This window comes from Mesorhizobium sp. 2RAF21, assembly GCF_052115345.1.
Taxonomy (GTDB): domain Bacteria; phylum Pseudomonadota; class Alphaproteobacteria; order Rhizobiales; family Rhizobiaceae; genus Mesorhizobium; species Mesorhizobium terrae.
On the sequence record NZ_JBFRGM010000022.1, the window covers coordinates 56222 to 76293 of the forward strand.

The window sequence follows — 20072 nt, forward strand, 5'->3', positions numbered from 1 at the left end:
ACCGGCATGGACAAGGACGCCACCGCCATCTTCGATCCGCTGCGGCCGGTTCTCTTTCGCGTCGCCTACCGCATGTTGGGTTCCGTCGCCGATGCCGAAGACGCCGTCCAGGATGCATTCGTGCGCTGGCTGGGCACCGGACGCCGGGAAGTTAACGAGCCGGAGGCCTTCCTGCGTCGGGTCGTCATGCGTCTGTGCCTGGACCGACTCAAGGCCATCCGGCGCCGGCGCGAGACCTATGTCGGTCCCTGGCTGCCGGAACCGGTGGTGGAGGAGATCGATAAGGAGATCGACACCGTCACCTTGCCGCTTTTGATGGCGTTGGAGCGGCTGTCGCCGCTCGAGCGTGCAGCCTTCCTGCTGCACGATGTGTTCGGCCTCGGCTATGAGGAGGTCGCGGCGACGATCGGCCGCGAGCCCACGGCCTGTCGCCAGCTGGCGCGCCGGGCGCGCATCCATGTTCGCGCCGACCGCCCGCGCTACCTCGTGCCGAAGCAACATGGCTTCGAGATCGCGCGAGCTTTCCTCGCCGCGTCCCGAGATGGCGAAATGGAGAGGCTGCGCACCTTGCTCGCGGCGGATGTGACGCTATACGCCGATGGCGGCGGCAAGGCGCCGGCCGGCAAGAAACCGCTCACCGGCCTCGACAACGTCCTGCATTTCTTCGCGCGGTTCGCGCCTGTTTTTGCCGAGGAACCGTCGCGCCTGCTTCGTTATGGTGTGATCAACGGCCTACCGGGCTTCGTCACCGTCGAGCGCGGCAACATCCTCCAAACCACCGCACTGGAAATCGACGACGGCTGCATCCACGCGATCTACGTCGTCAGGAACCCTGATAAGCTCAGGCATGTGGGCACGACGGTGCACTGAGGCGCTCTGCCCGGCCGGCTCCCGCGTGACGGCCGCTAAAGCCGGAACCGCGCCCGGTAATCGCGCGGGGACATGCCCCGCAGCCGCCGGAACTGGCGGTTGAAGTTGGCGAGCGAGCCATAGCCGACCGCACTCGCGATATGCTGGATCGATTGGCCGGTTGCCGACAGCCTCGCGCAGGCATCGCCGATGCGCAGGCGGATGATGTATTCCGAAATCGTCGCGTGCATGTGCCGGCGAAACAGCCGGTGCGTTCCCGACACGCTGAGCGCGGCGACATCGGCAAGGTGATCCAGCCGGATTTCCTCGGCATAGAACTGGTGAATATAGGTCAACACGCGGTCGATGCGTTCCGCACCCACATCCCGTTCCACGGGCGCAAAGGCTTCACTGGACAACGCAACGGCATCCGCGTCTTCCGCCAGTTGGCCGAGGATGCCCAGCATGGCCAGCAGCCGTTGCGGCGCCGGCAGATCGAACAGCCGGCCGAAATCGTCGGCCAGCGCCATCGCGGCGGCTGTCGAGAAGCGCAAGCCGGCGCCGGCCCTGGCGACGAGCGCCGCCACCGCGCCGAATTCCACCGACGAGCGGGTGATCGTCTCGATCCACTCCTGCCGGAACCAGATAACCAGCGCGACATGCGGCAGGGCCGGATCAAGCTTCTCCGACGACGACCATGTGTGCGGCAGGTTGGGGCCGACAAGCACCAGATCGACGCCGTCGAAACTGCCGACATGGTCGCCGATGAAGCGGTGGCCGCGCGAGTTCAGCGTCAGCGTCAGTTCGAGCTCGGGGTGATGGTGCCACTGGAACGGAATGCCGTCGTCGAGCCGCCGGTTCAGCATGCTCCAGGAACTATCCGGACTGGCTGGCACGCGTTCAAGATAGGGCTTCATATGGCGTCATTGATTCCATAAACGCTGTAATAGTACCAGAATTGGCCGAAGCGCGACAACATCGTGACCGCGCGCGCCCTATTCTTGGCTGCAGCACGCAAAGCGCATCCAGGGAGATCATCATGCAAGCAGCGACGGTCAGAGACCACCACCCCACCACAGCTGCGACAACGCAGTTACGCGACATCCGAAAAACACTGCCGCTGCGCGTCCTCTCCGAGGACGACTGGCAGCACTGGATCAGCAATGGCTATGTCATCGTGCGTCAGGCAGTGCCACCTGAGAATGTCCGCAACCTCGTCGACCTGCTCTGGCGCTTCGACGAGAAGGACCCCGCAGATCCTTCCACCTGGTATGCGCCGCAGCGACGCGAGCACAAGATGAAGGAACTCAACAATACCGGCATGCTGGAAATCTACAATCACCAGTATCTCTGGGACAATCGCATGGAGCGGCGCGTCTACGACGCCTTCGTCGACATCTGGGACCGCGAGGATTTGTGGGTGACGATCGACCGCGCCAATCTCAACCCGCCCAGGAAGGTCAAGGGCAATCCCAACGGCTTCATCCATTGGGATGTCGATACCTCGATCCGTCCCCTGCCGATCGGCGTGCAGGGCGTGCTCAGCCTGAAGAAGCAGGACGGCGACGTTGGCGGTTTCCAGTGCGTGCCTTCGCTCTTCTCCGGTTTCGATGCCTGGGAGAAAACGCAAGCCCCCGATCGCGACCCGATGCATCCCGACATGACCGGCCAGGCGACCGTCAACATCGAGATGGAAGCCGGCGACCTGATGATCTTCAACTCGCTGCTGGCCCATGGCGTGCGCCCCAACCATTCCGACAACCGGGTCCGCATGGCGCAATACATCTCCATGCACCCAGCCGAATGGACCGACGAAACCGAGCGCCAGGAACGCATCCGCTTGTGGCGCGAACTCGACCATCCGCGACGCGACGCCTTCCCGGGCGATCCGCGCGACTGGGAAAAGCATAACGCCGCCACGGCAAAGCTGACCCCGCTCGGCGAAAAGCTTTTGGGGCTGGCGCAGTGGTGAAATCGGGCGCCAACCTCCTCCCCGCGTGGGGGAAGGTTGGCGCCCGACCTGCTGTCGCAAATCGCGACCAACTGGATCAACCTGTTTGGCTGTATCGGGGCAGGGCTTCGCGCTAGAAGCCCGCCATGACGGCATCCAGCGGCCTTTCCCCGCAGACCCGAGGCATCATCCTGATGGCCGCGGTGGCGTTCGCCATCCAGATCGTCGACGGGCTGGCGAAATATCTGAGCGCTGACTATTCCCCGCTGTTCATCGGCTGGGCGCGTTATGCGGCGGCTTCGATCATCGTCCTGCCTTATGCCTTCGCCCGCCATGGCCGTCATCTGTTTCCGGCCGAGCGGCTCGGCGCGCATGTCTTGCGCACCGTGCTTCTGGTCACCGCGATGTCGCTTTATTTCGTCGCCATCTCCCACATCCCGCTGGCTACCGCCATCAGCGCCTATTTCGTCGCCCCGGTCGTCGCCATGGTGCTGTCGGTCGTCGTGCTGGGCGAACGCATGACGACGCGCAAGGGCATCAGCCTGGCGCTCGGTTTCGCCGGCGCCATGGTCATCCTGCGGCCGGGAGTCGGCACGATGGAACCCGGCATCATGCTGGCGCTGGCTTCCGGCCTTGCCTTCGCCTGCTACATGATCGTCACCCGCAAGGCGGCGCTGGAAAGCGACCCGGTCAAGACGCTCGCCTTTCAATGCGCGCTAGGCGCCGTGCTGTTGATGCCGCAGGCATTGCTCACCTGGTCGACGCCGGCCTGGAGCGATCTCGTCTTCTTCGCCGGGCTCGGCATCTTCTCGCTGATCGGCCATCTGATGCTGATCATCGCCTTCCGCCTCGCCGAAACCTCGGTGCTGGCCCCGCTGGTCTATCTCGAACTGGTCGGCGCCGCGCTCATCGGCTATCTCGCCTTCCACGAAGTGCCCGGCCCCGCCACCGTCGCCGGCGCCAGCCTGATCGTCTTCGCCGGGCTTATCCTGCTGTGGCACAACAAGAGTGCCACGGTCGAAGAGCCCGCTGCCTGACCGGCCGGGCGCGGCCTCGCTTGCCGGCTTATGACTTTGAGATGCGCCTGTAGATGCCTTCCAGGCTCTGTGCGAAGGCGCCGAACATATCCCGCTCCGTCAGTTCGCGCAGGACCTGCTCGTTGATGCCGCCGCGGGTCGCGTATTCCTGCGCCAGATGCATGAAACCAGCATCCGGCGCCCTGTCCGGCGCGTTGGCCAGCGCCTTGAACAGCGTGGCGATATAGTCGCGCGCCTTCTCGCCCGATACCTGATGGCCCGCCAGCCAGCCATGGATCGTATCGAGATATTTGAAGTAGCTGGCATAGGTCGCGGTGACGACGCTCAGCGCGTTGAACTCGTCAGCGTCGGCAACCTCGATCGCCTTGCCGAGCTGGCCGAAGAAAGCCGCCATGGCGGGATCCGGCGGGAACAGGATGGTCGCCCCTTGCCTGTGCGCGATCATCGGCATCGGAAGCGCCTTCGTCACCGTTGCCACCGGCCCGATCAGGCCTGCCACTTCTTCGACCGACAGCGTCGCGATCAGGCTGACGACGCGATGGTCGGGACGAAACCGCAAGGCCGGCAGCACCTCATGCGCGATCTGCGGCCGCACCGCCAGCATCACGGTATCGCAATCGTCGAGCACCGCCTGGTTGTCGGCCGCGACCCGCACATCGGCATAGCGCGCCGCCAGCCCGGCAGCGATTTCCTCATTGCGCGGCGACAGCACGACCGACACCGAATTGTCGGCAACCGATTTCAGCCCGGCGACGATCGCGGCCGTGAGCGCGCCTGTGCCGATGAAGCCGAGTTTCATGGGAATGTCCTATGCTGGCGGTTAAGACGGGTTTCCGCGGCGACGAAACGGGCCGCCTTGTCGGCGGCGCCGTGATCGCGCGGACGCCCGCTCAGGCATAGTCGGATGCCGAAACCGGAGCCAGCATTTTTATCCGCCAGGATGATGGGAACCGCGCGTCAGCCTTGCCACAACCCTTCCCGGCGCAAATCCTCCATCGTGCGCGAAATGCCCTCGCGCAGGATCGCCACCATGTCGTCGATCTGCTCGCGGGTTATGGTCAGCGGCGGCGACATCACGCACATATTGATCAATGGCCGCACCAGAAGGCCGAGTTCATGGCAATGCGCGTCGATGCGCGCACCGACTGCCCGGTCGAGCTGCAACGGGTTTTTGCTTTCGCGGTCGGCCACGCATTCAACGCAGGCCATCAGCCCCAGGCCGCGCACTTCGCCCACCAGCGGCAACTCCTCCAGCGTCTTCAGACGCGCCTGGAAATAGGGCGCCACCGCGCGGGCATGCGCCAGCACCTCGTCTTCCAGTATGTCGAGGTTCTTCAGCGCCACCGCGCAGCCGACCGGGTGGCTGGTATAGGTCAGCCCATGCGCGAACATCGCGTCGGGATGGTTGGAGCGGCGCAGTTCCTCCAGCAAACGCTCCGAGATGACGACACCGCCCAGCGGAAAATAACCCGAGGTGACGCCCTTGGCGAAGGTGATCATGTCGGGGTCGATGCCGAACACCTCACCCGAGGCAAAGACATGGCCGAGCCGGCCAAAGGCGGTCACCACCTCGTCGGAAATGAAGAGAATGTCGTTGTCGCGGCAGATGGCGCGGATGCGTTTCAGATAACCGTCCGGTGGCAGGATGACGCCGCCCGAGGCCTGCACCGGCTCGCCGACAAAGGCGCCGATCCTGTCGGCGCCGATTTCCGCGATCCTGTCGCGGAATTCCTCGACCAACATGTCGGCGAAGGCCGCGACATCCATGCCCTGCGGCCGGCGGAACGGATCGGGCGACGACAGTTTCACCACCAGATCGTCGGCGCCGTCCATCCAGTCGCGGTCGCGCGGCCGGCCGTTGAGCGAGGCCGCCAGATAGGTCGACCCGTGATAGGCGCCGCCGCGCGACAGGATCAGCTTCTTCTCCGGCCGGCCGCGCACATTGTTGTAGAACTGCATGAAGCGCAGCGCCGTCTCCACCGCCGAGGAGCCGCCGGTGGTGTAGAAGACGTGGCTGAGGTCGCCCGGCGCATGGTCCGCGATACGCCGCGCGAGCTCGGCCGAAGGCGCGTTCATCGTGTACCAGGGCGTGTTGTAGGAGAGCTGCATCGCCTGGTCGTACATCACGCGGGCCAGTTCCTCGCGGCGATGGCCGACATTGATGCACCACATGCCGGCCGGCCCGTCGATCAGCCGCTTGCCGTTGCCGTCGGTGATGTAGATGCCGTCGCCTTCGCCGATCAGCGCGCGCGCCTCGGCGCCGACCGAACCCGCCATCGGCCATGGTTGCACGAGATGGCGCCGTGCCGTCTCCACCGCATCCTGCCCGGCCTCGGCGTCCCCTCCGCCCGTTCTTGCTTGCCGCACCGCAGCCATCTTCGCCTCGCTTTCGATCCTCAAAGTGACGTTCGCCTCAACAAGACACTCAAACCATTGGAAAATCCGGATTTCTTCACATGATTTTGAATGGTCGTTCAATCAATATCGCAGAAATACCGCTTGATTTCAATCGGTGGATGCGCTCATGATGAAGGAAGCCGGCAAGACGAGAGCCGCTCGCTCCTGTGCGTGAAAACGCAGGCACGGAGCGGCTCGAAACAGAAGATTGGGAACAAGCCGGCGCTTGATGGGAAGGCAGCATGGCGGGACAATCCAGGCCGGCGACCGCATATGCGCTTGGAGCGCTGCCCGGAGCGCCGCAATGACGGCAGCCGCGGAAGGGTCGCCGCCGCTGGTCGCGGGCGGCATCAGACGAAAGACGCTTCTGCAATCCGAATCCGCCCAGGGCCTTGCCCTGATCAGCCCGACTTTCCTTTACGCCCTCATCCTTCTGGTTGTGCCGATCCTGGTGGTGTTCGCCCATTCCTTCTGGACGCAGCATTACCTCACCATCGACCACACCTTCACGCTCGAGAATTACCGCATCGCGCTGACCGAGCCGATCTATCTCGACCTGTTGTGGCGCTCGCTCTACGTCTCGCTGATGGTGTCGCTGTTCACCGTCGTCCTCGCCTATCCGATCGCCTATTTCATTTCCTTCCACGGCGGCCGCCACAAGGGCCTGTGGCTGTTCCTCATCACCATCCTACTAGACCCACATCGATCACGCTCGATCACGCCCAAGCACATTGAAACACCACGATTTTTGGGCTTGAAAAGCTTCCGGTGACTGGGGCAAACTGAGGGCGGTAATTGGGGGATCGGAGCACATTCCGACCCCAATAACCGACTGACTACCGCCCTCAGTTTTCGGGAGACGTAGCATGGGCAGCCTCACCGATGGCGCGATCCGGCGCAGCATCAAGGACGTCGAACTGACCGGAAAGCAGAAGTCCCTGGCCGACGGCGAGGGACGCGGCGTGGGCCGCCTGGTCCTCGTCGTGCGGCCGATGCCTAAGCGGGTGCTGGCGGAATGGATGGCCCAGCAATGGCGCGACGGTAAGCGGATCAAGGCGAAACTCGGCGACTATCCATCGATGTCGCTCGCCGCAGCCCGAGAGGTTTTCAAGCGCGACTTCGCGGACGCGATCCAGAAGGGTCGGAGCATCAAGATCGTCACCGATGCTCGGCCCGGAACCGTCGCCGACCTTTTCGAAGCCTACGTCGCCTCGCTCAAAGAAGCAGGTAAGCCGTCCTGGAAGGAAACGGAGAAAGGACTGAACAAGGTAGCCGACACTCTTGGGCGCAACCGCCTTGCCCGGGAGATCGAGCCGGACGAGGTGACGGAGGTGCTCCGCCCGATCTTTGAGCGTGGGGCCCCTGCCATGGCGGACCACGTCCGCTGCTACATCCGCGCAGCTTACAGCTGGGGAATGAAATCGGAGCACGACTATCGAAACACGTCGCCGCGCCGATTTCGACTGGTCTACAATCCGGCGGCAGGTATCCCGACTGAGCCTAAGGTCGTCGGGTCCCGGTGGCTGGACGAAGATGAGTTTGTCCAGCTCTGGCGATGGCTCGAATGCCCCGACGTGCCGGTGCACCCGCCCTATCTGCGGGCCGTTCAGATCCTGATGCTCACGGGCCAGCGGGTCGAGGAAATCGCGCGCCTTCACAAGGATCAGTGGGATTCCCGCGAACGAATTCTCGACTGGTCAAAAACCAAGAACAGCAAGCCTCATGCGGTCCCTGTTCCGTCCTTGGCGGCGGAGCTTCTCGATTCCATTAAGCCGAACGAACATGGGTGGTTCTTCCCCTCGGCGAAGGATCCATCGAAGCCCGTCAGCCATGGGACGCTCTATGCCTTTATGTGGCGCCAGCGCGACCGCGGCGTCATCCCGGTCGTGACCAATCGCGACTTGCGGCGAACGTGGAAGACGCTGTCAGGCAAGGCTGGCGTGCCGAAGGAAATCCGCGATCGCATTCAGAACCATGCGCTGCAGGACGTTAGCTCCAAGAGCTACGACCGCTGGAACTACATGCCAGAGAAGCGAGCTGGCATGGCGCGCTGGGACAAGTTCGCCCGCACCATGCTGGCCAAGAAGCCCGTCCGCCGGCCAGCGAAGCAGGCGGCGTGATCTCGCGCGTACTTATGATCGTGGCGTGCGTCTTGGCCGCTGGGGCGGCTGCGACCCCGGCAGCTGCGGATCCGTGCACAGCACCGGTCCCCACTCGCGCCGGTCACTCCTTTTCGGGCCAGGTCCGTTACGTGGGTGACGGCGACGGCCTGTGCGTCGGCGATTCCCCAGATCCGACGACTTGGATCGAGGTCCGCCTGGCGGATTTCGATGCGCCCGAGCTTCACGCCCCAATCGGAGCGCGTGCCAAGGCAGCACTGGAAGATGTCGCTCTCGGCCGCGGGGCCTTCTGCACCGCGGTGCGTGGCCGCAATGGCCGCGTGCAGGTCTATGACCGCGTCATCGCCGTCTGCCAGATCAGCGGACGATCGATCGGAACATTGTTGCGGCAGATCGGCGCGCCTCAGGGCGGCCGCTAGCCCGAGAACCTGTAGCTCCCTAGGCTCACCCGCTGTCGCTCGAGCGTCCAAGCTCCTGTGGACCCGCTTCGCACAGACGATGAGATACTGCCTCGGTGCCGAAGCAACATGCCGGCCATCGCCGACCCCGCGCGGGCTGATCCCGCAAACTCACTGTAACCAGCTCGCGGGAATGAGCTTCTCGCCCTTCCTCCATCGCTCGATCACCGCCGTTGCGAACCACTCCGGCTTTAGGTCTGCGTGATCCATGATGATGATCTGCAGCTCCGGCGCGAGTTCGGCCGCTGCATCGGCCGCCAGCTTGAAGAGCTGCAGCACGGCGGTCTGGTCCTCGTCGGAAAGCCCGTCGATTGAACCTTCCGCATCGCGGTCCGGTGGATAGTGAGCTTGAGATGGCTGGTCGAAAATGATGAACCCCGGCACGGGACGCTTCTTTTGACGAAACCATTTATGGAGAGCCAGGTGTGCCAGGACGTGGTAGCCGACCCAATTCTCGCCGCTTCCCATCCGGAACAAAGGGACCGGACCGTCAAGAGTATCAGCGACGACCGTCAGGGCCCTGATGTCGAGCCTTAGCTGGCTACCTCGGTGCTCCAGTTCCAGATCGTCAGAATACTGGGTCATGTAGCGGCCGATAATGTTCAAGAAGGCATCAAGCTTTTCCTTCATCGCTTCGGCGTCGAGCTCCCGCTCCAGCGCCGCAACCCGAATCCGGCTTGCCGCGATGGCCGATTTCAGCCCTGAGCTGGTGTCGGCGGTGCTGGCGGTCTCGACATACTGAGTGATCTTTCCGGTTGTTCGCGCCTGTAGAATGAAGCTGTCCTGTTGAACGCGGAGGATCTCGTTCTCCCTCATTCGCGCCGCAATCTGCTGCTGGTTTTCCCGCAGACGCTGCTCGATGTCGGCCTCTTCGCGATTGAGCGACGCCAATCTGAGCTGAAGCCGCGGGTTCTCAGCCTCAACCGCCTCGAGTTGATCGCTGAGCTCCTGAAGCGAGCGCTGCATCTGCACCACGGTCGGCGCCGGCACGGGAAGCTGGCTTTCGCACAGCGGGCAATGAGCGGAATCGTGATCGCCATGTTTGATCAGGCCGACGGAGCTCAAGCGAGCTCGCTGCTCTTTTGCTTCACGTTCGTAGCCACTCGTCTCCGACGTAAACGTCCGGGTCGATCGAATCTCGGCGTTGACCCTCTCGAGTTCGGTTCGAAGACCCTGGCGTTCAGCGCGTAGGCCAGCCAGCACGTCCTCGCCGTCACCCACCATAAAATTGTCGCGCACGCCGGTGTCACGCACCACGCGCTGAAGAACCGCAAGGACCGCCTCGTAGGTGAGCGCGACAGTCCGCTCGTCGATAAGTCCCACCTGTTTGGCTTCGTCGACAAGGGCGCGCGCACGCGGGTACGTGCTGCTATCAAGGGCGTCCGCGTCGCGGAGCTGGCGTTCTAGCTGACGTAGTTCGCGTTTGGCCTGATCGAGCTGGGATTGCTTGAATAGGCGGTCTTCATCCACGGCCCCAAGGAAATAGGGCAACGTATCTTTGATGGCCTGACTGACGAAGTCCTCGCCTTGCCGGTGGAACAGGCGCTGTTTGCTGTCGATGTCGTTCTGGTCTTGGAAGGAGAGCAACAGCGCGTGCCGGAAGTTTGCCTCCAGCGGGTCGCGGGTTGGGGTCGGAGGTCGATGTTCGTTCTCGCTGATGCCGATCGCGGCGCCGAGGAACTTCTCTACTGCGCCCACCGTCGTGTTTTTGAACAGGGCGGACTCCGACGGTGTCTCGATGCTCGACCCTCGGTCCATGTAGATATCGCCGTTCGTTCGATCGCCGACATCGGGGTTGCGACGGGCGATGAAGATCTGTCCGTCGCCAATTTGAAACAGCAAAGCATACCAGCCGACATACTTGCGGATCACGCCATCCGCGACGTTGCATTCGCTGCGGCCCGTACAGTAATCGATGATGTCGATTATCGCTGACTTGCCGGTTTTTGAGCCGCCGGTCAGTATATTTAGCTCGCCGGGTCTGAACACGACCTCGCGAACTTCACCCCGGCGACTGTAGAGAATGAGCTTGGCAATTTGCAGACTCACGGTGTCACCCCCCACGCGGCGTAGATTGTTGCGGTTGTGCCCGCGGCGGCAAACCATCGTCCCAAGAAACCTGCCCGGTCGACGCACTCGCGGGCTTCTGCGGTGAACAGCGCGGTCCGCTTCTCGGTCGCGGTTTGACGCTTCGCCCCAACGCTCAGGTCGCCGCTGTCCGCCAGCGCCAAGATCTGGTGCTGAGCACCGAACACAACGGCTTCGCGGGTGATCGCGCTCAGGCGCGTCACCCTGTTCGCGAAGTCGACAAGTTGCTCACGGTTGTCCTGAATCCAAGGCAAAAGCGAGGTCACTGTCGAGCTCGGCAACGCTCGCCGCGTGCCCTGGTGCAGAACGATCGGGAGAATAAGGAAGGTGAGAGCAAACGGGAACGGCCGCCCCGCCTTCTTCGTATAGTCTTCAGTCGTCTTCGCCAGCAAAGTGGCGCAGAAAGCCGGATTGAACAGATAAGCTTCTTCGGTGACGCGGTTCGACCAGGGCTGCATGGATTAGCCCACCCCGTCATCGGAAGGGTCATCCTGGTCGCTCTGATATTCAGGATGCCACCCGACTGCGTATCGATTCGACAGTATGTGATAGCTGCCGTGGGTCAGGAACCGGTCCCGAACGCTTCTCAATGTAAACTGGGCCTCGTTCTCCACCCATTTGTAAAGCAGCTGCCCGGCGGCGACCTTCTCGGTGGGCGGGCAACCCGGGCCGAGTTCGTCGACCAAGGCGGCGTGGCGCGGCTCCCACGCTTCCACGAGCTGCCGCTCATAGTTCTCGAGTTCGCCACCTACGAGAAGCTCTTCGCGCGCCCAGCGCGATCGCTGCTCGGACGCTCGGTAATAGTCTCGAATCGCGAACTCCACGCGCCGCGGGCCGACCTCGATCCTTCGCAACTGTTTCACGAAAGGACGCTTGTCGAGTTCGGCGACGACCGTCGGTGACGGATAGGTGGACGCATAATCGACCGGCAGGGCGTCTCGCCTGAACTCCTCCCGAAGTTCATCGACCCGCTGGTCAATGGCGAGCACGGGGATGGCCGAAGGGCCTGCTCCGGAGAGGGCCTTGATCACCACGCCGAACCACCATCCTTCAAGGCGCTCTACCAGATGGTCGACCTGATCGCGCGGCGCGGCGTGAACGAGCTCGCGCGCGATCTCATCCCCGACGTCGACGATGTTGGGCGAGCCGTCGAGAACGAGGATCGCCTTCAGCATGCTTTGACGCAAATCTTCCGGCAGCGCCGAGTAGGCTTGATAGGCTGCAGCGTTCTCCTTGTTCTTGGATGAAGCAGCGGTCTTCAGGAGCAGCTGATCAGCGGCCGACTCATCCCGTTCGCGCATGCGCAAGAGCGCCGCCGCTGACCCATCTGGCGCGAACCCTGTCGTCAACAGGACGAACTTGATCCTGAAGGGCGCCTCGACGTCTTCCGTCACGCGCTTGGTCCAGATGAGCAACGTTTTCCACAGATCGACGCTGGCATCCGTCAGGTTGCCCAGCTTGCCCACATGGTGCTTGGTCTGGATAAGCTGTGTCGGCTCACCGTTGACCTCGAACCCCACATCGTCGAACTTCTCGATCGAAATCTCCAGTTGGGGCGACTTGGCGATAGCCTGAAGACCGGCGAGCAAGGCGTAGCGGCATTGAAAAAGGTAGCCAGTCGCCGAAGCGCTGGCTTCGTGCGTGCTGGCTGGCTTCATCCCTGGCTCTGGCCCCTACTCAAATGAAGATTCCTTCGGTTCGGTAATTACAGCGATCACCTTCAATGTAAGTGACCGCTCGTGCAATACAGAATGCCCAGTCCTGTCCCCCATCATTCATCTGGGGGAGTATGTCCGAGTTCCACCGCCTTCCGGCGCTGTCCCGCGCTCAGCGCGCTCCAGAAGCGATGAACCCGGCGTGTCGGCATCTGTCGCAGGTCCTCGATGTGCTGGGCGCGGCGAAGCTCGACCTGAAAGAAGGAGGGGTGGTGGTCGATCCGAAACGTCCGAAGCTTCCAGAACACCACGGCGGCATATTTGGGCGTGAGCTTCTTGTTGCGCCGGTAGTAGTCGAGCGCGCCCGACAGCACCGGGTTGACCTCCTTCGTGGCGAGCTGTTCCAGCGCACGGATGCAGGACTCCAGTTGCATCCGCTGGGTAAGTTTGGCCAGATGGCGCTTTGCCTCCTCGGGCGAAAGGCGCCGGCCATTCTCCATGACGGCGACGTCGAATTGAAGTATGCAATGTGAGCCGACCCAGAGCGCTGCCTCGGTATATGGGTTGGCGATCTCGAAGTGATATCTGAGGTCCTGCTGGCCGCACAGTTCGCATGTCTCGATCGGTGTCTCGTGGTCGACCGTGTTTTCGGTGAAGGACCACTCGGCGAAGGCGGCAGGCAGCGTGTCGGCCACCGAAAGGGGCAGAATGCTGTCGCGCACGCGCTGGCTGTAGCCTCCCACTTCTCATCAGGCCTCGTTATTTAAGCTGACTTACCTTAGCCCATTTCCTATTTAAGCCAAGTGGGCATTGCTTAAATAAGGGTGGGTTGCCATAATCGGCGCACATGGTTGATCCCGAACCCAATCAGCGGCTGGGCCGCTTTGTCGAAACCCCCGTCGCCGGCGAGACGGTGCGTGCCTTCGTGCCGCCGCCGCTCCCCCCGGCGCCGCCGATCGACGTGCTCACGCTGCTGGACCGTTTGAGCCTAGCTGAACGCGCGCTGGGCCGCCTCGACGGCATAACCATGCTTTTGCCGCGCCAGGAGCTCTTCCTCTACATGTATGTGAGGAAGGAGGCCGTCCTCTCGTCCCAGATCGAGGGAACCCAATCCACCCTTACCGACCTCCTGCGCTTCGAGACCGAGGCGCAGGCCGGGCAGCCGATCGACGACATCCGCGAAGTCTCGAACTACGTCGACGCAATGATGTATGGCCTGGAGCGGCTTGAGGACTTGCCGCTGTCGCTCCGCCTGATCCGCGAAATGCACGCACGGCTTCTGCAAAGCGGGCGGGGCGGCACCAAGAGCCCGGGCGAATTCCGGCGCTCGCAGAACTGGATCGGCGGCAGCCGACCAGGCAACGCGCTTTTCGTCCCGCCTCCAACGACGGAGTTGGATGGCTGCCTCGACGCCCTTGAACGCTTCATGCACGAGGACGAGTCTCGACTGCCGGCGCTGATCAAGGCGGGCCTCCTGCACGTCCAGTTCGAGACGATCCATCCCTTCCTGGACGGCAATGGCCGTATCGGGCGTCTGCTGGTGACGCTTTACCTTTGCGTTCACGGCGTGCTGCGAAAGCCGCTGCTCTACCTGAGCCTCTATCTGAAGACCCATCGCGCCGACTATTATAGGCTGCTTCAGGAGGTGCGCGAACACGGGGCTTGGGAGGCTTGGCTGGACTTCTTCCTGACCGGCGTTGCGGATACGGCAAACCAAGCCTTCGACGCCGCGACCCGGATCGTCGAACTGTTCAAGCACGACCGCGAACGCATCACCGGCGAGAGCGAACGCCCTGGCTCCGCGCTGCGCATCCACGATCTCCTTCAGCAGAACCCCTATCTCACCGCAAACCTGCTGGTCGAGCGAACGGGCCTGTCCGCGCCCACCGTCAACGCCGCGCTTGCCGATCTTGAACGCCTCGGCATCGTCGAGGAGGTGACCGGCCGGCGGCGCGGTCGCGTCTTCGGCTATCGCCGCTATCTCGCAATCCTCAGCGAGGGCACCGATCCCCTGCCCGCAGCCTAACCCGAGAGAAAATTGTGCGTCTAGAAAGCGTCACCCTGTCCGGCTTCCGCTGCTTCGGCCCCGACCCGATCACGGTGCCGATTGCCTCGGAGATCACCGCCGTCGTTGGTCCGAACGCGGCCGGCAAGACCGCGCTCCTCCACGCCTTGTCGAAGCTGTTCGGCGTCTCGCGCGCACAACGCACCGTGCAGCGGTCGGATTTTCATGTCGGAGCTGACGAGGACATCGATGACCGTGAGCCGAAGGACCTGTTCATTGACGTGTTGATCGGACTGCCCGAGCTGGCCGACGGCACCGCCACGCCCGAAACCATCGCACCGTCATTTCGGCACATGCAGCTCGAGCGTGCAGACAAAGCACCGGTCTGTCGCTTGCGGCTCGAAGCGCGTTGGGAGGACGACGGAACCGTCGAGGGCGAGGTGTCGCAGGAGCTGTTCTGGGTCGATACGCTCGACGACAATCCCCCGGACGACAAGCGCCACCCCGTCTCTGCGGCCGATCGCGGCCTCATCCAACTCTACTACACCCCGGCCAGTCGCGATGCCGCCGCTCAGATCCGCGCCACGACCGGAGCGCTCGCCGCGCGCCTGCTGCGCGCCATTGAATGGTCATCGGACACCGAGGACGCCGTAAAGGGCGCGAGCGAAGATCTGGCCACCGCGTTTGAGGGCGAGGCAGCAATCGCGGCGATCGCAAAGGCCCTACAGACACGCTGGTCGGACCTCCATGACGATGTCGTCGACACCAAGCCTCGGCTCAGCCTCGTTAGTCGTAGGTTTGAAGAAATCGTCAGCAAAATCGCGGTCATCTTCGACCAAGGCCCCGACGGCCAAGAACGCGGCCTGGACGCGCTGAGCGACGGCCAACAATCGCTCTTCTACTTCGCGCTGGCCGCGGCCGTTTTCGACCTTGAGCGCCAGGTCGTCGCGGGCAAGGTCGAAGGCTTTCTTGACGACCAGCTGCGTATCCCCGCACTCACGCTGTTCGCGCTGGAGGAGCCGGAAAACCACCTGTCGCCGTACTTCCTTGCCCGGATCATTCGTCAGGTCCGGTCGCTCACCGACGGCGGGGGCGCCCAGGCGATCGTCACCAGCCATTCCCCGGCGGTTCTGAGCCGGGTCAACCCGCGCGAGGTTCGCTACTGCCGCAGCGACCCGAAGACGCGCGTCTCGTCCGTCAAGAAGATCAAGATGCCGACGGGCATAGACGAGGCGGCCAAGTTCGTCCGTGGCGCCATGCTCGCCTACCCGGAACTCTACTTCGCACGCTTCGTCCTTCTCGTCGAAGGGGACTCGGAGCGGATCGTCCTCCCGCGTCTCGCCGAAGCGCTCGACCTCCTGATCGATCCTGCCTTCGTCGCGATCGTGCCGCTGGGCGGGCGCCATGTGCAGCATTTCTGGCGGTTGCTGACGCACCTTGGCATTCCACACGCGACTCTGCTCGATCTCGACCTCGGCCGTAGCGGCGGCGGCTTCGGCCGGGTGAAGACCGCGATCGAGAAACTTATCGAATTCGGCGTGCCGAAGGCTAACCTGCTCAAGATCGAAGGCGGCATGTTATCGGACGCCGATTTCGCCAAGATGCACACGTGGCAGGATGCCGATGACCGCAAGCTGCTCAAGGGATGGGTCGACTGCCTGAAGCCTCACGCCGTCTACTTCTCCGCGCCGCTCGACCTCGACCTGGCGATGATCGCGGCTTTTCCCGACGCCTATGAAGCAGTTATACCCAAGGGGGGCGGACCCAAGATGGCCGTCGATAAGGCAGCCGAAGTCGTCCTGGGCACAGCTGGACCAGGGCTCGCCCTCTACACCGGACCTTACAAGGACTACCCGGATCTGCTGCCCGCCTATCGCTACCACTTCATCACGAACAGCAAGCCGGCGACACATCTCGCGGCGCTCACCCACATCAAGACCAAGGCCTTGCGTGAGGACATGCCGCCGTTGCTTTCGGAACTTCTCAACCATATCGCCAAATGCCTGCGGCGAGACTGACCATGGCGGTGCTTGCGCGACGGGTTCGACCCGACGATTGGAAGCCGATCGGTGTCGACGCCCTCGAAGCGAACGCGATCAAGGTGGTCCGCTCCACCGACAACCGCTCGGTCATCGCCGGCCCCGGTGCGGGGAAGACCGAGCTCCTCGCACAGCGCGCCGCCTATCTTCTGCAGACCGGCATCGCGCCGCCGCCGCGGCGCATTCTCGCGATCAGCTTCAAGCGTGACGCCGCGACCAATCTCGCCGCCCGCGTCCGCCAGCGCTGCCATCGCAGCCACGCCGGCCGTCTCGATTCGATGACCTTCGACGCGTTCGCCAAAAGCCTGGTCGACCGGTTCGGCCAAGCGCTGCCCGAGCGATGGCGACCGCGACCCGACTATGAACTCATGTTCCCAAACGATACGGCCTTTCGGGGATTTCTGTTCCAGGATGTCGGTACGCCTCCGAAAGCCATAGGCAGCTACGCTGACCTCCAGGCGATCTCCATCAAGACATTCGAGCGCTCGCTGCTCGTAGGCTCACCGCTTCCCGTTCTGGGCTGGCCTGACCCGACAGTCGGCCAGTGGGCGGCGGATCGATTCTGGCAATCGTCGCTGCACGAGGGAAAGAAGACCTTTCTGTCGTTCCCGATGATCGGACGGCTCGCCGAACTGCTCCTGCGCGTCAATCCGATGGCGCGCGACGCCCTCCGTTTGACCTACTCGCACCTGTTCATGGACGAGTTCCAGGACACCACCCAGATCCAATACGATCTCGTGCGAACGATCTTCCTCGGAACCGATGCAGTGATCACTGCAGTGGGAGACAATAAGCAGCAGATCATGCGTTGGGCGATGGCGATGGACGATCCATTCTCCGCGTTCGACGCCGATTTCGGCGGCAAGCGCACGCCGCTCTACAACAACTATCGGTCGTCGCCCGAGCTCGTGCGCATCCAGCATGTCCTCGCGCAAGCGCTAGACGCTCGTGCGGTAGAGCCCGTTTCGAAGACGGCAACCACGATTGCAGGCGAAAGCTGCGCAATCTGGGACTTCTCGAGTCCCGAGATCGAAGCACAGCGGCTGGCCCGGTTCGTCGCCGGCGAAGTGAAGGCCCATGCGCTCGGCCCTCGCGACTTCGTCCTGCTCGTGCGCCAGAAGGCGGTCGACTATGCGGCCGTACTCGAGCCAGCCTTTCGAGCCGCGGGAATCCCGCTTCGCAACGAGGCCGGAACCGTCGGCGCCGTCATGTTGCAAGAGCTTCTCGCGGAAGAAGCATCAGAGCTGTTGGTCAAGGTTCTACGTCTTGCCATGACGAAACGCGCAGGTCGGCATTGGACCGAATGCCAGGAGGCGCTGGGGGCTTTGCGCGGGATTTCTCCCGAGGACGAAGCCGCCCAGGCAATATTCGCCCGCGAGCTCGACGCCCAAGCGACCCAGCTCAGCGCCGACCATCCCGAACCGCCAGCGTCCAAAGCCGATGCGCGGACCATCGTTGATGACGTCCTTTGCTTCGTCGGCCGTGAACGGCTGATCGCCGTTCATCCCGCCTATGCGCAGGGCGGGTGGTTTGAGAAGGTCGTTGAGGCCACCGCAGTGCATCTGCACGGGTCATCGGCCGACGCCGCAGATTGGACGGAGACCCTCGACACCTACGAAGGCCTGCATGCCATTCCGCTCATGACGATCCACAAGAGCAAGGGGCTCGAATACCATAGCGTCATCTTTGTCGGGCTTGATGACGGCGCCTGGTGGAGTTTTGCTGGCGACCAAATGGAGGCGACCGCCGGCTTCTTCGTCGCGTTCACGCGGGCCAAGCAGAGGGTGGTCTTCACCTACTGCGCCAAACGCGGGGCGCGCACCAAGATCGCCACCCTCTACGGCCTTCTCAGCAAGGCCGGCGTTCAGACCATCCAGATAGCCTGAAATCTCCGTCCAGCCCGAGGCACCGAGATTCAGGTTCAAGAATTGTGAGGCAGCTGCTTTCTGGCTCCAATTGCCCCGCCAAATCTACGCTGGGGCGCGGCGTCGCCGCCGCCGTTACGCTACTGTTCCGCCTTCCAGAGAGTAGGATAATGCCGAATGAAGCCATCCGGCGCGAGTTTGAGGAGGCCTTCGTAGCTGGCGCTCGGTGCCTCGTACCAGAAGGCAGATTCGCCACGTCGCGTGTATCGCTGGTCCAGTTCGGTCAACTCACCTGTCTCGGCATCGAGCCATGCAACAGAGATGTGAGCGGCGCAGCCTTGAGCGATCGGAACGCGACGAAGCTGTTGCAGGTTCGTCGCAGGCGTGAACCCGAGATCGAGATCAACGAGATGATCCAAGCCGTGCACGACCTCCCCGTTCAGCGTCCACTCAGTCCCCTGTCGAACGATGAGGTATTCGATAGGTCGGCGCCCAAGGAAACCCCGAACGTCTCCGCGCACCGTTTTCCAATCGGCGCCACATTCGACGCGATAGGCAATGCACGCCGGGCCTTCCTTACGGCGAAAGACGGCGGTTCCTTCGATACGCCAACCACTACCGCACTGCTCCAAACGGCACGCGTCGTGACCGAGCGTATCCAGCCGTCGCCAAAAGGCAGTTGCCACGATAGTCACGTTCGACCTCCGGATCGGATCATCATTGTGGTAAAGCGTAGATGTAGTGCTCATCTTCGCCAGCCGTGGCCCATCACCTCGACCTGATGCGAGCGGCACGGACAATTTCATGATTGGCGCGAGAGCCCGTCGCTACGCGGCTCAGGGGACGGCAGTCTCGAACTGAATGTCACCGCCCAAGCTTGGGCCAAGCGCCGCCTCGGGCACATCGGCGTGGCGATCCTCTTCGGTGTAAAACCGGGAAAAGTGCTTGCCCAGGATTTCGCCCGGCGAATAGCCCTTGATCCGCTCCGCGCCTGGATTCCAGCTCGACACGCGGCCCTCGCGGTCGAGCAAGTAAATCGCGTAGTCCACAACGCTTTGGACGAGCACCTCGTAAGCAATTTTTGGGGCCGAACTTGCTTTTCATCGCACTGAAAGCTTATCGCCCAGGGAGGGCAACCCGCAACGTTCGGACCAAAAGCAGACCGACCTTCTTCCTACGCCGATACCACTGCAGCCGCGACCCTGAAACCGCCCCGCGTCCCCCACCCGCTGGTCGTCCCAGAACCTCGCATTCGCGCGCGAGGTGCTTCAATTTCCCGGACCGGGCGCTCCTCCTCCCTCGCGAAATATTCTCGCGCGCGACCGCCAGGGGAGACGCACCCGTCAATCGCACCGCCGTACCGCAGAGTCAGTTCAACAACCATGTTCAGAGATATGGCGTTCCAGCGCGAGCCGGGCGCCCTCCGATTCAACCCGCGCCTCGTCGACACGCCGTTGCAGTCGGTCGTATTCCTCCTTTGCAGACGTCGCCAACTTGCCTTGAAAAACCGTCACAGCGCGTGAAAAACTGGCCGTTTTTGCTTCGTAATCAATGACCAGGCGCGCCTTTTCTTTGCAGTCCATCGTTTGCTCTTCGCGCTCTTCGCCG

17 protein-coding genes and 2 pseudogenes are annotated in these 20072 nt (G+C 62.9%); 9 read left to right on the plus strand and 10 right to left on the minus strand.

Annotated features, from left to right (window positions below):
* The first annotated feature begins 6 nt into the window (after window positions 1-6).
* Window positions 7-870 carry a sigma-70 family RNA polymerase sigma factor gene (locus tag AB4136_RS27600; RefSeq protein ID WP_137900895.1) on the plus strand — a complete coding sequence of 288 codons (864 nt, stop codon included), beginning with the start codon at window positions 7-9 and terminating at the stop codon, window positions 868-870.
* A gap of 35 nt (window positions 871-905) precedes the next feature.
* Here AB4136_RS27600 and AB4136_RS27605 read toward each other — a convergent pair whose 3' ends face one another.
* Complete coding sequence (locus AB4136_RS27605) at window positions 906-1766, minus strand: AraC family transcriptional regulator (protein WP_137900894.1); 861 nt, start codon at window positions 1764-1766, stop codon at window positions 906-908.
* Window positions 1767-1888: 122 nt separating this feature from the next.
* On the opposite strand from AB4136_RS27605, the gene AB4136_RS27610 reads away from it, so the two are divergent.
* On the plus strand, window positions 1889-2821 hold the full coding sequence (locus tag AB4136_RS27610) for a phytanoyl-CoA dioxygenase family protein (protein ID WP_137900893.1): 933 nt from the start codon (window positions 1889-1891) through the stop codon (window positions 2819-2821).
* Between the two features lie 125 nt (window positions 2822-2946).
* Window positions 2947-3837 (plus strand): DMT family transporter, encoded by an 891-nt coding sequence (locus AB4136_RS27615; RefSeq protein WP_137900892.1) that lies wholly within the window; start codon window positions 2947-2949, stop codon window positions 3835-3837.
* A 28-nt stretch (window positions 3838-3865) separates the two neighbouring features.
* Here the strand turns inward: AB4136_RS27615 and AB4136_RS27620 are convergent, their stop codons facing one another.
* Complete coding sequence (locus AB4136_RS27620; RefSeq protein ID WP_137900891.1) at window positions 3866-4636, minus strand: pyrroline-5-carboxylate reductase; 771 nt, start codon at window positions 4634-4636, stop codon at window positions 3866-3868.
* A 158-nt stretch (window positions 4637-4794) separates the two neighbouring features.
* Window positions 4795-6213 (minus strand): aminotransferase, encoded by a 1419-nt coding sequence (locus AB4136_RS27625; RefSeq protein WP_137900890.1) that lies wholly within the window; start codon window positions 6211-6213, stop codon window positions 4795-4797.
* A gap of 325 nt (window positions 6214-6538) precedes the next feature.
* Between AB4136_RS27625 and AB4136_RS27630 the strand changes: the two are divergent.
* The 3 genes and pseudogenes from AB4136_RS27630 to AB4136_RS27640 form a co-directional block, all read left to right on the plus strand.
* Window positions 6539-6922, plus strand: a pseudogene (locus AB4136_RS27630) (ABC transporter permease); the annotation flags it as partial.
* A 178-nt stretch (window positions 6923-7100) separates the two neighbouring features.
* Entirely contained in the window at window positions 7101-8354 is a 1254-nt protein-coding gene (locus tag AB4136_RS27635) for a tyrosine-type recombinase/integrase (protein ID WP_116968893.1), read from the plus strand.
* Window positions 8355-8485: 131 nt separating this feature from the next.
* Complete coding sequence (locus AB4136_RS27640) at window positions 8486-8773, plus strand: thermonuclease family protein (protein ID WP_232824134.1); 288 nt, start codon at window positions 8486-8488, stop codon at window positions 8771-8773.
* A gap of 150 nt (window positions 8774-8923) precedes the next feature.
* Here AB4136_RS27640 and AB4136_RS27645 read toward each other — a convergent pair whose 3' ends face one another.
* The 4 genes from AB4136_RS27645 to AB4136_RS27660 all read right to left on the minus strand — a co-directional run bounded on the left by AB4136_RS27645 (window position 8924) and on the right by AB4136_RS27660 (window position 13298).
* A complete protein-coding gene (locus tag AB4136_RS27645) occupies window positions 8924-10861 on the minus strand; it encodes a DUF3732 domain-containing protein (RefSeq protein ID WP_162006109.1) in 1938 nt (645 codons plus the stop codon).
* The gene (locus AB4136_RS27650) at window positions 10858-11358 is read right to left on the minus strand and encodes a three component ABC system middle component (protein WP_137901409.1); all 501 of its coding nucleotides are present in this window, start codon (window positions 11356-11358) and stop codon (window positions 10858-10860) included. Before AB4136_RS27650 ends, AB4136_RS27645 begins: the two co-directional genes overlap by 4 nt.
* 3 nt (window positions 11359-11361) lie before the next feature.
* A complete protein-coding gene (locus AB4136_RS27655) occupies window positions 11362-12558 on the minus strand; it encodes an ABC-three component system protein (protein ID WP_137901410.1) in 1197 nt (398 codons plus the stop codon).
* Between the two features lie 113 nt (window positions 12559-12671).
* Window positions 12672-13298 (minus strand): hypothetical protein, encoded by a 627-nt coding sequence (locus tag AB4136_RS27660; protein ID WP_116968896.1) that lies wholly within the window; start codon window positions 13296-13298, stop codon window positions 12672-12674.
* Between the two features lie 104 nt (window positions 13299-13402).
* Between AB4136_RS27660 and AB4136_RS27665 the strand changes: the two genes are divergently transcribed.
* From AB4136_RS27665 to AB4136_RS27675, 3 genes are read left to right on the plus strand one after another with little or no spacing between them, the layout of a single operon-like run.
* The gene (locus tag AB4136_RS27665) at window positions 13403-14581 is read left to right on the plus strand and encodes a Fic family protein (RefSeq protein ID WP_116968897.1); all 1179 of its coding nucleotides are present in this window, start codon (window positions 13403-13405) and stop codon (window positions 14579-14581) included.
* 14 nt (window positions 14582-14595) lie between these two features.
* The gene (locus tag AB4136_RS27670) at window positions 14596-16578 is read left to right on the plus strand and encodes an ATP-dependent nuclease (RefSeq protein ID WP_116968898.1); all 1983 of its coding nucleotides are present in this window, start codon (window positions 14596-14598) and stop codon (window positions 16576-16578) included.
* 2 nt (window positions 16579-16580) lie between these two features.
* Window positions 16581-18485: a UvrD-helicase domain-containing protein gene (locus AB4136_RS27675; RefSeq protein WP_116968899.1), complete on the plus strand. Its 1905-nt coding sequence runs from the start codon at window positions 16581-16583 to the stop codon at window positions 18483-18485.
* Window positions 18486-18604: 119 nt separating this feature from the next.
* On the opposite strand, the gene AB4136_RS27680 is transcribed toward AB4136_RS27675, so the two are convergent.
* The 3 genes and pseudogenes from AB4136_RS27680 to AB4136_RS27690 form a co-directional block, all read right to left on the minus strand.
* Window positions 18605-19159: a putative glycolipid-binding domain-containing protein gene (locus AB4136_RS27680; RefSeq protein ID WP_198669278.1), complete on the minus strand. Its 555-nt coding sequence runs from the start codon at window positions 19157-19159 to the stop codon at window positions 18605-18607.
* 186 nt (window positions 19160-19345) lie between these two features.
* A pseudogene (locus tag AB4136_RS27685) lies at window positions 19346-19543 on the minus strand (PAS domain S-box protein); the annotation flags it as partial.
* A gap of 294 nt (window positions 19544-19837) precedes the next feature.
* Window positions 19838-20047, minus strand: coding sequence for a hypothetical protein (locus tag AB4136_RS27690; RefSeq protein ID WP_058771712.1), 210 nt, complete (start codon window positions 20045-20047; stop codon window positions 19838-19840).
* Between the last annotated feature and the right edge of the window lie 25 nt (window positions 20048-20072).

Bases quoted from the DNA above. Each gene is read 5' to 3' on its own strand.
- AB4136_RS27600 (WP_137900895.1), top strand. From the start codon at position 7: ATGGACAAGGACGCCACCGCCATCTTCGATCCGCTGCGGCCGGTTCTC.
- AB4136_RS27605 (WP_137900894.1), bottom strand. From the start codon at position 1,766: ATGAAGCCCTATCTTGAACGCGTGCCAGCCAGTCCGGATAGTTCCTGG.
- AB4136_RS27610 (WP_137900893.1), top strand. From the start codon at position 1,889: ATGCAAGCAGCGACGGTCAGAGACCACCACCCCACCACAGCTGCGACA.
- AB4136_RS27615 (WP_137900892.1), top strand. From the start codon at position 2,947: ATGACGGCATCCAGCGGCCTTTCCCCGCAGACCCGAGGCATCATCCTG.
- AB4136_RS27620 (WP_137900891.1), bottom strand. From the start codon at position 4,636: ATGAAACTCGGCTTCATCGGCACAGGCGCGCTCACGGCCGCGATCGTC.
- AB4136_RS27625 (WP_137900890.1), bottom strand. From the start codon at position 6,213: ATGGCTGCGGTGCGGCAAGCAAGAACGGGCGGAGGGGACGCCGAGGCC.
- AB4136_RS27635 (WP_116968893.1), top strand. From the start codon at position 7,101: ATGGGCAGCCTCACCGATGGCGCGATCCGGCGCAGCATCAAGGACGTC.
- AB4136_RS27650 (WP_137901409.1), bottom strand. From the start codon at position 11,358: ATGCAGCCCTGGTCGAACCGCGTCACCGAAGAAGCTTATCTGTTCAAT.
- AB4136_RS27655 (WP_137901410.1), bottom strand. From the start codon at position 12,558: ATGAAGCCAGCCAGCACGCACGAAGCCAGCGCTTCGGCGACTGGCTAC.
- AB4136_RS27665 (WP_116968897.1), top strand. From the start codon at position 13,403: ATGGTTGATCCCGAACCCAATCAGCGGCTGGGCCGCTTTGTCGAAACC.
- AB4136_RS27675 (WP_116968899.1), top strand. From the start codon at position 16,581: ATGGCGGTGCTTGCGCGACGGGTTCGACCCGACGATTGGAAGCCGATC.
- AB4136_RS27690 (WP_058771712.1), bottom strand. From the start codon at position 20,047: ATGGACTGCAAAGAAAAGGCGCGCCTGGTCATTGATTACGAAGCAAAA.